The organism is Sphingopyxis sp. (assembly GCF_034380315.1).
In the GTDB taxonomy this organism is placed as follows: domain Bacteria; phylum Pseudomonadota; class Alphaproteobacteria; order Sphingomonadales; family Sphingomonadaceae; genus Sphingopyxis.
Map to the genome: position 1 here is coordinate 301,299 of NZ_JAXMPB010000002.1, position 12,387 is coordinate 313,685.

The window sequence follows — 12,387 nt, forward strand, 5'->3', positions numbered from 1 at the left end:
CACACAAAACCCCCATTGGCGGCTCAGCGAGTCGCCGCGGGGGTGGCGGCTTGGTTCGGTAACGACCCCCGACAGGACAGTTTCATGGTCAAGAAAATCGCTCTTGCCGCCGGCGCCGGACTGTGCGCGCTGGCGCTTTCCGCCTGCCAGGACCAGGCTTCGTCCGGCGGCGCGGCGCGCGATTATATCAGCGCCGTCGGTTCCTCCACCGTCTATCCCTTTGCCACCGCGGCGGGCGAAAAATTCGCCGAAGCGACCGGCAACAAGACCCCGAAGATCGATTCGACCGGCACCGGCGGCGGTTTTGAACGTTTTTGCCAGGGCGTCGGCGGCGACACCCCCGACATCATCAACGCATCGCGCCGCATGAAGAAGAAGGAATTCGACACCTGCACCGCCAATGGCGTGAAGGACATCGTCGAAATCCAGGTCGGCATCGACGGCATCGCGCTGGGCGAAGCGGCGCGCGGCCCCGGTTTCGAACTGTCGGAAGAAGATGTGTACAAGGCGCTGGCCGCCAACCCCTATGGCAAGCCCAACACCGCGAAGACGTGGAAGGACGTCAACCCGGCGCTGCCTGCGGTCGCCATCTCGGTCTTTGGCCCGCCGTCGACCAGCGGCACCTATGATGCGTTCAAGGAACTGATCATGGGCAAGGGTTGCGACGCCAACCCCGAAATGAAGGCGCTGAAGGACGCCGACAAGGACAAGCATGACGCGGTGTGCACCGGTCTGCGCGGCGCGCCCTTCTATGTTGAGCAGGGCGAGAATGACAATCTGATCATCTCCAAACTCGACAAGAACCCGTCGAGCCTGGGCATTTTCGGCTTTTCCTATCTCGATGCCAACAAGGACAAGATCAAGGCGGTTCCGGTGCAGGGCGTCGCCCCGACCTATGCCGCGATCGCCGACGGCAGCTATCCGGGTTCGCGCCCGCTGTTCATCTATGTCAAGAAGGCCCATGTCGGGGTGATCCCCGGCATCGCCGAATATGTCGCCGAATTCCTGAAAGGCGCGGGCGAAGGCAGCTATCTGGCCGCCAAGGGCCTGATCGTATCGCCCAAGGATGTCGCCGCCACCGCGACCGCCAATGCGACGAACATGACGCCGCTCGACGGATCGGTGCTGAAGTAACCCCCCGCTGGCGGTCGGAGCAGGTTCGCCCTTTCCGGCCGCCGCCTTTTTCCCTACTCCCGTTCGCGCCCACAGCGCCGCGATCGCGCCGAAAGCGAACGGATTGAGAAGGTTCGGAACAGCCACGTGAGTTTCAACCCCGCCGCCCTTTTGCTGCTTGTCGCTGGCCTTGGCCTGATCGGCTGGCTGGCCGGCCGCGCGCGCTCGACGATGCTGGCGAGCCGCGCGAACATCAAGCTGCATTCGCGCCCGCAATATCACGGCTGGTACGTCGCGCTGTGGCTGTTCGCCCCCGCCGCAATTTTTCTGGCCGTCTGGACGAGCGTTTCGCCCGCGCTGATCACCAATCAGGTGCTGGCGAGCGAAGCCGCGCAGAGCCTGCCCGCCTTTGGTTTTGAACGTGCCGCCATCCTGTCCGACGCACGCAATGTCGCGCAAGGGGCGCAGGCCGCCGTACGCCTGCCCGCCGCAGCGGCGCTGGTCGAACCCTATGCCGACGCGACCCGCCATTACGGCATGATCGGCATCGCCGCGATGCTGGCGCTGGCACTCGCCGGGGGGCTGTATGCCTTTACCCGGCTAAAGCCCGATTTCCGCGCCCGCACCCGGGTCGAACGGATCGTGATGGGCGTGCTGTTGCTCGCCTCGCTCGTCGCGATCCTGACCACATTCGGCATCGTGCTGTCGCTGCTGTTCGAATCGATCCGTTTTTTCCAGCTCGTATCGCCCGCCGAGCTTTTGTTCGGCACCCACTGGAACCCGCAGAGCGGCGCCGCGGTCAAGGATACGTTCGGCGGCATTCCGCTGTTCTGGGGCACGGTGCTGATCGGCGCGATCATCGCGATGATCGTCGCCATCCCGATCGGCATGATGACCGCGGTGTATCTGACCCAATATGCCGCCCCCGCGGTGCGCAAATGGGTGAAGCCGCTGCTCGAGATTCTGGCCGGGGTTCCGACCGTGGTTTACGGCTATTTCGCCGCGCTGACCGTTGCCCCTGCCTTGCGCGAATTTGCGGTGATGATCGGCATCCCCAACGCCTCGACCGAAAGTGCGCTCGCCGCGGGTATCGTGATGGGTGTGATGATCATCCCCTTCGTCTCGTCGATGGCCGACGACAGCATCAACGCAGTGCCGCAGGCGATGCGCGACGGATCGCTGGCCTTGGGCGCGACGCCCAATGAAACGATCCGCCAGGTGCTGATCCCCGCCGCCCTGCCCGGGGTGATGGGCGGCATATTGCTCGCCGTCAGCCGCGCGATCGGCGAAACGATGATCGTCGTGATGGCCGCGGGCCTGTCCGCCAATCTGACCGCCAACCCCTTTGCCAGCGTCACCACGGTGACCGCGCAGATCGTCAAGCTGCTGACCGGCGACCAGGAGTTCGACAGCGCCAAGACGCTCGCCGCCTTTGCGCTCGGCCTCGTGCTGTTCCTCGTCACGCTGCTGCTCAACATCGTCGCCCTGCGCATCGTCAAAAAGTATCGCGAAGCTTATGAATAGGGACGCCTCCTCTCGCTCCACGGCCCCGACCGACTGGAAAGGCGCGGCAATGCAGACGCGCATCGCCCGCCGCTATGCCGCCGAACGCCGCTTCCGGCTGATGGGGCTGGCCGCCGTTCTGGCCTCGGGTGCCTTCCTTGCCTTTCTGCTGTTCGTGATGGTCGGTAATGGCGCGCGCGGTTTCACCTATACCCATGTCGCGGTGCCGATCGATTTTGCCGCGACCCCGCTGACGATCGACGCGGGCCGGCTGGACGATCCCGATGCCGATCAGGTGATCGCCAATGCCGGGCTGGCCGACATTGTCGCCTTTGCCGCCGACGAGGCGCTGGGCGATGGCGGGTCCGAACTGATCAGCGAGAATGCGTGGAAAGAAGTGCGCCGCGAGATTCGCGACGACCCCGACCTGCTGAAAGGCAAGACGGTCTTTGAACTGCCCGCGTCGAGCCAGATCGACATCGCCGCCAAGGAAGGCGCGAAGGGCGCGCTGGGCGAGCGCGTCGCCGAACTGGAAAAGGCGGGCAAGCTGTCGACGGGCATTCACTGGCCCTTCTTCAAGAACGCCGATGCCACCGACCCCGCGGTCGCGGGCATCTGGGGTGCGCTGAAGGGGTCGGTACTGACGATCTTCATCGCCTTTCTGATCGCCTTTCCGACCGGGGTGCTCGCCGCCCTCTATCTGGAGGAATATGCGCCCAAGAACCGCTGGACCGACCTGATCGAGGTGTCGATCAACAATCTGGCCGCCGTCCCGTCGATCATCTTTGGCCTGCTGGCACTCGCGGTGTTCATCAACTGGTTCGGCATCTGCCAGGCAAGCCCGCTGGTCGGCGGGCTGACGCTCGCGCTGATGACGATGCCGGTGATCGTCATCGCCAGCCGCAACGCGATCAAGGCGGTGCCGCCATCGATCCGCGACGCGGCGCTGGGGGTCGGCGCCAGCCCGGTGCAGGTGGTGTTCCACCATGTCCTGCCCCTTGCCCTGCCCGGCATCTTGACCGGAACGATCATCGGCATGGCGCGCGCGCTGGGCGAAACCGCTCCCTTGCTGCTCGTCGGAATGCGCGCCTTCATCGGTGACGTACCCGGCGGCATCTGTTCGCCGTCGAGCGTGCTGCCGATGCAGATATTCCTCTGGTCCGACGAGGTCGACCGCGGCTTCGTCGAGAAAACCTCTGCCGCGATCATCGTACTGCTGGTCGTGCTGCTGTCGATGAACGCCCTCGCCATCTATCTCCGCAACAAATTCGAAAAACGCTGGTGACCATGACCCAAGACGATCTTCACATCGCCGATCCCAAGATGCGGGCCCAGGGGGTCAATGTCTTCTATGGCGAAAAACAGGCGATCAACGACGTTTCGATCGACGTTGGAACCGACCTTGTCACCGCCTTCATCGGCCCGTCGGGCTGCGGCAAATCGACCTTTCTGCGGTCGCTCAACCGGATGAACGACACGGTCGCCAGCGCCCGCGTTACCGGCCGCATCGAACTCGATGGCGAGGATATTTACGCGCCGTCGATGGACGTGGTGCAGCTGCGCGCCCGGGTCGGCATGGTGTTCCAGAAACCGAACCCCTTTCCCAAGTCGATCTATGACAATGTCGCCTATGGCTCGCGCATCCACGGGCTCGCTGCGACCAAGGCCGACCTTGACGTCATCGTCGAACGCGCGCTGACCCGCGCCGGGCTGTGGGACGAGGTCAAGGATCGGCTTGGCGAAAGCGGCACCGCGCTGTCGGGCGGCCAGCAACAGCGGCTGTGCATCGCCCGCGCGATCGCCGTCGATCCCGAAGTCATTTTGATGGACGAGCCTTGTTCGGCGCTCGACCCGATCGCGACGGCGAAGATCGAGGAACTGATCCACGACCTGCGCGGCAAATATGCGATCGTGATCGTCACCCACAATATGCAGCAGGCGGCCCGCGTGTCGCAGCGCACCGCCTTTTTCCACCTCGGCACATTGGTCGAATATGGCAAGACCACCGACATATTCACCAATCCGAAGCAGGAACGCACCAAGGACTATATCACCGGCCGCTACGGCTAAGCCGCGGCGCAAGAGGACAAGAGTGATGGCACTAACGAACGATCATACGGTCAAGGCTTTCGACGAGGACCTCAACCGCCTGCGCGGGCTGATCAGCGAAATGGGCGGGCGCGCCGAACAGGCGCTGCTTCAGGCCATGGCCGCGCTGAGCAAGGGCGACCAGGAACTGGCCGCACAGGTGGTACGCGACGACAAGAAGATCGACGCACTGGAAGCCGAGGTCGAACAGCTGGCCGTGCAGACCATTGCGCTGCGTGCGCCGATGGCCGACGATTTGCGCGAGATGATCGCGGCGCTGAAGATCGTGTCAGTCGTCGAGCGTATCGGCGATTATGCAAAGAATATCGCCAAGCGCGTCGCCCTGATGGACCAGACGCGGTCGATCGAAGCGATCCCGGTGCTGATGTCGATGTCGAGCCTGGTGATCGAACTGGTTCACGACGCACTCGACAGCTTTGCCGCGCGCGACGCCGAACTGGCGATCCGCGTCACCGTTCGCGACAAGAATGTCGACGATTTCTATAACAGCATCTTTCGCACCCTCGTCACCTTCATGATGGAAAATCCGAAGCTGATTTCGGAAAGCGCGCATCTGCTGTTCGTCGCCAAGAATCTGGAGCGCATGGGCGACCATGCGACCAATATCGCCGAGATGGTCTATTATGTCGTGACCGGCGAGCGGATGGAGGAACGCGAGCGCGGCGAACAGCCCGAGGACGGCGCCGCGGAGCAGGAGCAAGGCTGATGCCCCAGCCTGACCTGTTGCTGATCGAGGATGACGAGGCGATTGCCGAGCTCATCGTCTGGCACTTCGCGCGCGAGGGTTTTTCGGTCCGCCAGACCCCCGACGGGGAACAAGCGCTGGTTCTGGTCGAAGAGCGCGTACCCGACATCGTCCTGCTCGACTGGATGATCGAAAGCCTGCCCGGAATCGAGGTATGCCGCCGCCTGCGGCGCAACCCCAAGTCGGCCAACGTCCCGATCATCATGCTGACCGCGCGCGGCGAGGAAGAAGACCGCATCCGCGGCCTCGAGACCGGCGCCGATGATTATGTCACCAAGCCGTTCAGCCCGCGCGAGCTGGTCGCCCGCGTGTCGGCGGTGCTCCGCCGCCTGCGCCCCGCGCTGGCCGGCGAGATGCTGAGCTATGCCGATATTGAGCTCGATTCGGTGGCGCACAAGGTGGTGCGCAGCGGCCAGGTGGTGAACATGGGGCCGACCGAGTTCCGCCTGCTCCGGCATTTCATGGAACATCCCGGCCGCGTCTTTTCGCGCGGACAGTTGCTCGACAGCGTATGGGGCCAGGACAGCGACATCGAACTGCGCACCGTAGACGTTCATATTCGTCGGCTGCGCAAGGCGATCAACCTGCCCGGCACCGCCGACATCATCCGCACAGTGCGATCGGCGGGCTATGCCCTCGATGCCGGAAAAAGTGTCTGATACCGATCGGGGCGGGTGCCCTTGCACCGCCCCAAGCCGCGATGGCGCGCGACAAGAGCGTGCGCTATGGTGATCCCGCCGCGACATTCCGGCCGGAGGGCATTTGATGGCGAAGACCGATCCATCGGCACGGCGCAGCGCGCTCTATTATCGGATCGGCGCGGGGGTCGCGATCGGCACCGCCTTTGTTACGATATGGAGCACGATCGTCCGTGACGACGGCACGGGGATGGGCTGGTTCCTGATCGTCATGGCCGCTGCCGTCGGTGCCTTTGCGGCCCGTTTGGCCTCCGCCGGAATGGCGCGCGCGATGCTGGGCACCGCCATCATGCAAGCCTTGTTCGGCCTGTCGATCGCCACCGCCCCAACGACCGCCGGCCTGCCCGATGGCGGCGCCGGCGTGCTGTTTTCGAGTGGCGCGTTAACGCTGTTGTGGCTCGTCGCGGCAGTCTTTTTCCGGGCCGCCGCCCGCGGATCGAACGCTCGATAGGCCTGCGGCGCCCGGACGATGACCGCCCGCCCCGGCTTGCGCCGGGACGGACCGGTCAAGCGGATCAGAAATCAACCTGGGTCCGCAACCCGAACGTATCGGCGCTATAGTCGCGGTCGCCATTCGTCGCTGCGATCCGGGCGTTGTCGATCCACAGCTTTCCATAGTTGGCGGTGACGCGGACATAGTCGATCGGCGCCCAGACGAGCGAGAGCAGCGCCGCCTGTTGTCGTCCGCCGATCAGCCCGCCGTCGTTGAGGTCGAGGTGGTCATAGCGAGCGTTCAGTTCGAAGGCGCCGATCCCCCCGGCCGTGATCGGCCGGGATGGTTTCAACCGGTCGAAGGCGCCATCCTTATACCCGCGCCTGTCGCCGCCGGTCAGCACCATCCCCGCCTCGGCATAGCCGCCAAAGAAGGTCGGGTCGGGCGCGCCGGTGCGGCGTGCGGTCTGCCAAAAGGCTTCGCCCGCGACATGGAAGGGCCCGCTGAGCAACGCCGCCTCCAGACCCATGCCGCGCTCGCCCTTGGCATCGATGGCGCCGGTATCGACAAGCCGCACATCGGTCGTGTGCGCAAAGGGACGCGCCCGATACCGCACCGTTGCCGCCGGATCGTTGAAATCGCGAAGGTGGATCGAGCCGCCAAGGTGAAGCTGTGTCTCGCCAAGCTTGGGCATCCACACGGCGCGGCCGTCGACGCTGATCGCCTGATTGGCGTCGTTCAGCAGATCCCTGGCATTGGCGCCAAAGACGCCGCCCTGCAGCAAGAACGCCCCGGCCTTATACTGGGCCGACAAGCCGACGCGGCGTTCGAAGCCAAAGGCCTGGGTGAAGGCGGCGCGCTCCATCGTGCTGGTGAAAAGGTCGCTGGTCATCTCGTCAAGCGACCAGAAGGGCTTGACCTGTCCGACCGTGACCGAAAGCGGTCCGGTGCCGTAAGTCAGATAGACGTCGGTGAGTTCGACGCTGCTGTTCGCCAGATCGGCCTCCACCCGATAGGCAAAGCCGCCGGGGATCTTTCCGTCGAACCCCAGATAGACGCGGCGGAACTCGGTAGCGAGCCCACCCCGCATCCCGGTCACGCCGTCAGGCGTATCGATCCCGGCAAGATCGACCTGCATGCGGCCGCGCGGCTTGAAGCTCCAGCCATCCTCGCGCTTGATTTCCGGCGCGCCCTTCCAGGTGATTTCGGTTGCGGGCTTGGTATCGGGCGATTTGGCCGGAACAGCCGAAAGCGGCGCGGTGGCCGGTGCCGGTGCCGCGGCTTGGGCGGTAGCGACGTCGAGCCGCGCTTCCAGCGTTTGAACCTGCGCCTTCAGCGCCGCCAGTTCGGCGCGCAGCGCGGCGGCTTCCTCTGCGGTCATCGGCTGGGCCGCGGACTGGGCGTGGGCGGTCGCCGGCAGGGCCAGCATGGTACTTCCGAGCAGGGCGGCAGTCAGAAATCGGCGCATGGGTCTCGCTCCATTGCGTAAAGGTGACGATCTGGGGGCGCTGTTATGACCAACAAATGACAGTTGCACGTCAAATGCGTGACATTTTTGTTGCGATGGCCATTTTTATCTCCCCTTGCCTGCCCCGCCGCTTGGGCTAAGGACAGTCGCGTTTTCATGCGAAACTTTTCCAGACGTCATTCGGGAGACCATCATGAGCATCAAATTTGACGGCCGCGTTGCCATCGTTACCGGGGCGGGCGGCGGCCTTGGCCGGGCCTATGCCCTCGAACTCGCACGGCGGGGCGCCAAGGTGGTGGTCAACGATCTGGGCGGCTCACGCGACGGCACCGGCCATTCGGACGCCGCGCTGCAGGTTGTCGAGGAAATTCGCGCCGCGGGCGGAACCGCCATGTCGAACGGCGGCAGCGTCACCGAATATGAACAGATGGTCGAAATGGTCGCGCGCGCGAAGGAAGAATGGGGCGGCGTCCACATTCTGATCAACAATGCCGGCATCCTGCGCGACAAGAGCTTCGCCAAGATGGACATGCCCGATTTCGACCTGGTGGTGAAAGTCCACCTGATCGGCAGCGCCAACGTCACCAAGGCGTGCTGGGACCTGATGCGCGACCAGGCCTATGGCCGCATCCTGATGACCGCTTCGTCGACCGGACTTTACGGCAATTTCGGCCAGGCCAATTACGGCGCGGCGAAACTCGGGCTCGCTGGCCTGACCAAGACGCTTCACCTCGAAGGCGCGAAATACAACATCCGCTGCAACACCATTGCGCCGGTGGCGGGCACCCGGATGACCGAGGATATCTTTCCGCCCGAACTGTTCGAAAAATTCACGCCCGAAAATGTCGTTCCAGCCGCGCTGTTCCTCGTCAGCGAGGATGCGCCGACCAATATGATCGTCGGTGCCGGTGCGGGCGCCTATCACGCCGCCTATATCACCGCGACCCCGGGCGTGGCGCTTCCCGAAGGAGAGCGCACCCCCGAGGGCGTGGCCGCCCATTGGGACAGGATCATCGACCGCAGCGGCGAAATCGTGCCCCAGTCGGGAAGCGAACAGTCGGTGGTGGTGATGCACGCGCTGCAGGCGCTTGCAGGCTGACAACCGAACGCCATCGCGATCCCGGCCCGGTGCGGCCGGGATCGCGATGCAGCGGGGTGGCGATGTGACGGGAGTAGCGCGCGTCAGGCGCGCTTGCTCCGCACCGCAGCAACCGTCCGGGTCCGGGGATCATTCTGGAGCCTGACATAATCGGCGGAGCCCACCGCATAGAGTGCGATCCGCCCCTCCGCATCATGGTGAATCCCCCAGCCATATTGCTTGGGAAGCGGCGACGCCCGCAGGCACGCCTTCGGCTTTGCAAAAAATTCGGCACGATGCTCCGCCGTTTCGGGCAGGCCGTTTCGGGCCGCATGAACGGCGAACAACAGATCGTCGCTGGTCATGCTGTAGGGCGCAGCTGTGAGCATCGCGTGATGGCGCCCGGCAACGCTGTCGGGCTTGGGCGGGACGACGCCGGTGGTTGCGGCGCAATCGGGCGCGATGGCGATCAGTGTCGAATGATAATTGCTGCTGTGCGCCACCCGGGGCTCCCCTTTATCTGCCGAACGAACGACCGGCCGCGGCGGCCAGCTCAGGAAAGACTAATCTCCTGGAATTCAAAGGCAAGCCGCTGCACGCCAACGGCACGCAGCCTTTCTCCATGCGCCGCCCGGTCGAGAATATGTCCGGCACCGCAGAAACCGATGACCGACATTCCCGCCGACAAGGCCGCCATCGCGCCCGTCGGCGAATCCTCGATCGCCAGGCACTGCGCGGGCGCGATGCCAAGCCCGCGCGCCGCAGCGAGATAAATGTCGGGATGCGGCTTGCCGCGGTCCCATCCATCGGCGCTGTACACATGGCCGCCGAAATGATGACCGAGTCCGAACAGGCCGAGAGCCCAGTCGATATATTCGGCACGGCTGGACGAAGCGATCGCACGCGGCAGAGAGCCCAGCGTATCGAGAAAGGCGGCGACACCCGGCACCGCGTCAAAGCCCTCCATGAAGCGTGCGCGCGCCCGCTCGCGATGCCGTTCGCGAAAATCGGCGGGCAGCGGACGCCCAAACCGCGCCTCGATCAGCCGCTGCGTCTCCTGCCAATTATGGCCGTAATAGTCGCGCAGGCATTCCTCATAGGTGGCGGGCATGCCGATCGCGGTCAGGCTTTCCGACAGCGAACGGTTCGCGCGGACCTCGCTGTCGGCGACGACGCCGTCGAAGTCGAAGATGATGGCTTTCACACCAGGGGGCATAAGATCGGGGAGAGACATGGCGCCTCTATAGGACCCGGTTCCTGGCCACGCCACCGGCGGCTTTGGCCTTTTCCCTTGTCCGGGATAACGCCGTTGACCACGATGGCAACCAGCTTGCCGCATTGCCCCGCGGGCATCCGCTTGTCCCCACAAAACTCGCAAACACCGACACCGTCAGCCCGAGGCGAAGGCGCGCCTATTCCACCGTCACCGACTTCGCCAGATTGCGCGGCTGGTCGACGTCGGTGCCCTTCGCCACCGCGACATGATAGGCCAGCAATTGCACCGGCACCGCGTAAACCAGCGGCGCGATCAGCGGGTGGACCTTGGGCATCTCGATCGTCGCCATGCAGCCGTCGCCGGCTTCGGCGAGGCCTTCGGCATCGCTGATCAGCACGACCTTGCCGCCGCGCGCCATCACTTCCTGCATGTTGCTGACGGTCTTTTCAAAGAGCGGACCCGAGGGCGCGAGGACGATGACCGGAACCGCCTCGTCGATCAGCGCGATCGGGCCGTGCTTCATTTCGCCCGAGGCATAGCCTTCGGCATGGATGTAGCTGATTTCCTTGAGCTTGAGCGCACCTTCGAGCGCGAGCGGATAGTCGGGGCCACGCCCCAGATAAAGGACGTCGCGCGCCGGGGCGACGAGGTGCGCCATCGCGGCGATTTCCTCGTCATGCCCAAGCGCCGCGTTGAGCGCGGCGGGCGCCTCGATCAGATGCTTGACGATGTCGCGTTCGTCGGCGGCGCTGAGCTTGCCCTTTTTGAGCGCCAGATGCGCCGCGAGCGCCGCGAGCACCGCGAGCTGGCAGGTGAAGGCCTTGGTCGAGGCGACGCCGATTTCGGGGCCGGCGTGGGTGGGGAGCAACAGGTCGGCCTCGCGCGCCATGCTGCTGGTCGGCACATTGACGACGACCGCGATCGTCTGGCCATTGGCCTTGCAATGGCGCAGCGCCGCAAGCGTGTCGGCGGTCTCGCCCGACTGCGAGATGAAGAGCGCGAGCCCGCCGGGCTGGAGCACGGGGTCGCGGTAGCGGAATTCGGACGCGACATCGATGTCGACGGGGACGCGGGCAAAGGTTTCGAACCAATATTTGGCGACCATGCCGGCATAGAAGCTGGTGCCGCAAGCGACGATGGTGATGCGGTCGATCGCGCTTAGGTCGAAATCCATCTGCGGCAGCGCAACGGTCTGTTCGAGCGGGCGGATGTAGGAGGAGAGAGTCTGCGCCACCACCGTCGGCTGCTCGAAAATCTCCTTCTGCATGAAGTGGCGATAATTGCCTTTCTCGATCGTCGCGGCGGTGACGCCCGACGTCGTGATCTCGCGCGTCACGGGATTGTTTTCGGTATCATATATCTGCGCGCCGTCGCGGGTGATGACGACCCAGTCGCCCTCTTCGAGATAGGCGATTTTCTGGGTCAGCGGCGCGAGCGCCAAGGCGTCGGAGCCCAAATAGGTCTCCCCTTCGCCATAGCCGACGACCAGCGGCGAGCCGAGCCGCGCACCGATCAGGAGGTCGGGATGGCCGCGAAAGGCGATGGCCAGCGCAAAGGCACCGCGCAGTTGCGGCAGAACCGCCTGGACCGCCGCTTGCGGCGATTTGCCCGCTTCGACCTGTTCGCTGACGAGGTGCGCGACGACCTCTGTATCGGTATCGCTTTCGAAGCGGCGCCCACGCGCCGTGAGCGCCTCGCGAAGCGGCTTGAAATTCTCGATGATCCCATTGTGCACCAACGCGACCTCTCCGGTCGCATGGGGATGCGCGTTGCTTGTCGTCGGCGCGCCGTGGGTCGCCCAGCGCGTATGCGCGATGCCGAGGGTTCCCGGCGCGGGGTTGGTCGCCAGTTCCTTTACCAGATTGACAAGCTTGCCCTCCGCGCGGCGGCGGACAAGCGCCCCGCCCTCCACCGTACACACGCCCGCCGAATCATACCCGCGATATTCCATGCGCTTGAGGCCGTCGACCAGCCGATCCGCGACCTGGTCCTTGCCGACAATTCCGATAATTCCGCACATGCTT

12 protein-coding genes are annotated in these 12,387 nt (G+C 64.6%); 8 read left to right on the forward strand and 4 right to left on the reverse strand.

The window, feature by feature from the left end:
* The first annotated feature begins 84 nt into the window (after positions 1-84).
* From U0S50_RS04475 to U0S50_RS04505, 7 genes are all read left to right on the forward strand, one after another.
* Positions 85-1,134 carry a substrate-binding domain-containing protein gene (locus tag U0S50_RS04475; protein ID WP_322307559.1) on the forward strand — a complete coding sequence of 350 codons (1,050 nt, stop codon included), beginning with the start codon at positions 85-87 and terminating at the stop codon, positions 1,132-1,134.
* A gap of 126 nt (positions 1,135-1,260) precedes the next feature.
* Positions 1,261-2,637: a phosphate ABC transporter permease subunit PstC gene (gene pstC / locus U0S50_RS04480; protein ID WP_322307560.1), complete on the forward strand. Its 1,377-nt coding sequence runs from the start codon at positions 1,261-1,263 to the stop codon at positions 2,635-2,637.
* Positions 2,638-2,686: 49 nt separating this feature from the next.
* Entirely contained in the window at positions 2,687-3,901 is a 1,215-nt protein-coding gene (pstA, locus tag U0S50_RS04485; protein WP_322307561.1) for a phosphate ABC transporter permease PstA, read from the forward strand.
* Positions 3,902-3,903: 2 nt separating this feature from the next.
* The gene (gene pstB / locus U0S50_RS04490) at positions 3,904-4,686 is read left to right on the forward strand and encodes a phosphate ABC transporter ATP-binding protein PstB (RefSeq protein ID WP_322307562.1); all 783 of its coding nucleotides are present in this window, start codon (positions 3,904-3,906) and stop codon (positions 4,684-4,686) included.
* 25 nt (positions 4,687-4,711) lie between these two features.
* Positions 4,712-5,431 carry a phosphate signaling complex protein PhoU gene (gene phoU, locus U0S50_RS04495; RefSeq protein ID WP_322307563.1) on the forward strand — a complete coding sequence of 240 codons (720 nt, stop codon included), beginning with the start codon at positions 4,712-4,714 and terminating at the stop codon, positions 5,429-5,431.
* Positions 5,431-6,129 (forward strand): phosphate regulon transcriptional regulator PhoB, encoded by a 699-nt coding sequence (gene phoB, locus U0S50_RS04500; protein ID WP_322307564.1) that lies wholly within the window; start codon positions 5,431-5,433, stop codon positions 6,127-6,129. The genes phoU and phoB overlap by 1 nt, the downstream gene beginning before the upstream one ends.
* 106 nt (positions 6,130-6,235) lie before the next feature.
* The gene (locus tag U0S50_RS04505; protein WP_322307565.1) at positions 6,236-6,619 is read left to right on the forward strand and encodes a hypothetical protein; all 384 of its coding nucleotides are present in this window, start codon (positions 6,236-6,238) and stop codon (positions 6,617-6,619) included.
* Between the two features lie 64 nt (positions 6,620-6,683).
* On the opposite strand, the gene U0S50_RS04510 is transcribed toward U0S50_RS04505, so the two are convergent.
* Positions 6,684-8,069 carry an OprO/OprP family phosphate-selective porin gene (locus U0S50_RS04510; protein ID WP_322307566.1) on the reverse strand — a complete coding sequence of 462 codons (1,386 nt, stop codon included), beginning with the start codon at positions 8,067-8,069 and terminating at the stop codon, positions 6,684-6,686.
* Positions 8,070-8,262: 193 nt separating this feature from the next.
* On the opposite strand from U0S50_RS04510, the gene U0S50_RS04515 reads away from it, so the two are divergent.
* A complete protein-coding gene (locus tag U0S50_RS04515; RefSeq protein ID WP_322307567.1) occupies positions 8,263-9,168 on the forward strand; it encodes an SDR family oxidoreductase in 906 nt (301 codons plus the stop codon).
* Positions 9,169-9,251: 83 nt separating this feature from the next.
* On the opposite strand, the gene U0S50_RS04520 is transcribed toward U0S50_RS04515, so the two are convergent.
* The 3 genes from U0S50_RS04520 to glmS all read right to left on the reverse strand — a co-directional run bounded on the left by U0S50_RS04520 (position 9,252) and on the right by glmS (position 12,383).
* Positions 9,252-9,650 (reverse strand): DUF6157 family protein, encoded by a 399-nt coding sequence (locus U0S50_RS04520; protein WP_322307568.1) that lies wholly within the window; start codon positions 9,648-9,650, stop codon positions 9,252-9,254.
* Between the two features lie 50 nt (positions 9,651-9,700).
* Entirely contained in the window at positions 9,701-10,381 is a 681-nt protein-coding gene (locus U0S50_RS04525) for an HAD family phosphatase (RefSeq protein ID WP_322307569.1), read from the reverse strand.
* 178 nt (positions 10,382-10,559) lie between these two features.
* Positions 10,560-12,383 carry a glutamine--fructose-6-phosphate transaminase (isomerizing) gene (gene glmS / locus U0S50_RS04530; RefSeq protein ID WP_322307570.1) on the reverse strand — a complete coding sequence of 608 codons (1,824 nt, stop codon included), beginning with the start codon at positions 12,381-12,383 and terminating at the stop codon, positions 10,560-10,562.
* Between the last annotated feature and the right edge of the window lie 4 nt (positions 12,384-12,387).

Bases quoted from the DNA above. Each gene is read 5' to 3' on its own strand.
- U0S50_RS04475 (WP_322307559.1), top strand. From the start codon at position 85: ATGGTCAAGAAAATCGCTCTTGCCGCCGGCGCCGGACTGTGCGCGCTG.
- pstA (WP_322307561.1), top strand. From the start codon at position 2,687: ATGCAGACGCGCATCGCCCGCCGCTATGCCGCCGAACGCCGCTTCCGG.
- pstB (WP_322307562.1), top strand. From the start codon at position 3,904: ATGACCCAAGACGATCTTCACATCGCCGATCCCAAGATGCGGGCCCAG.
- phoU (WP_322307563.1), top strand. From the start codon at position 4,712: ATGGCACTAACGAACGATCATACGGTCAAGGCTTTCGACGAGGACCTC.
- phoB (WP_322307564.1), top strand. From the start codon at position 5,431: ATGCCCCAGCCTGACCTGTTGCTGATCGAGGATGACGAGGCGATTGCC.
- U0S50_RS04505 (WP_322307565.1), top strand. From the start codon at position 6,236: ATGGCGAAGACCGATCCATCGGCACGGCGCAGCGCGCTCTATTATCGG.
- U0S50_RS04510 (WP_322307566.1), bottom strand. From the start codon at position 8,069: ATGCGCCGATTTCTGACTGCCGCCCTGCTCGGAAGTACCATGCTGGCC.
- U0S50_RS04515 (WP_322307567.1), top strand. From the start codon at position 8,263: ATGAGCATCAAATTTGACGGCCGCGTTGCCATCGTTACCGGGGCGGGC.
- U0S50_RS04525 (WP_322307569.1), bottom strand. From the start codon at position 10,381: ATGTCTCTCCCCGATCTTATGCCCCCTGGTGTGAAAGCCATCATCTTC.
- glmS (WP_322307570.1), bottom strand. From the start codon at position 12,383: ATGTGCGGAATTATCGGAATTGTCGGCAAGGACCAGGTCGCGGATCGG.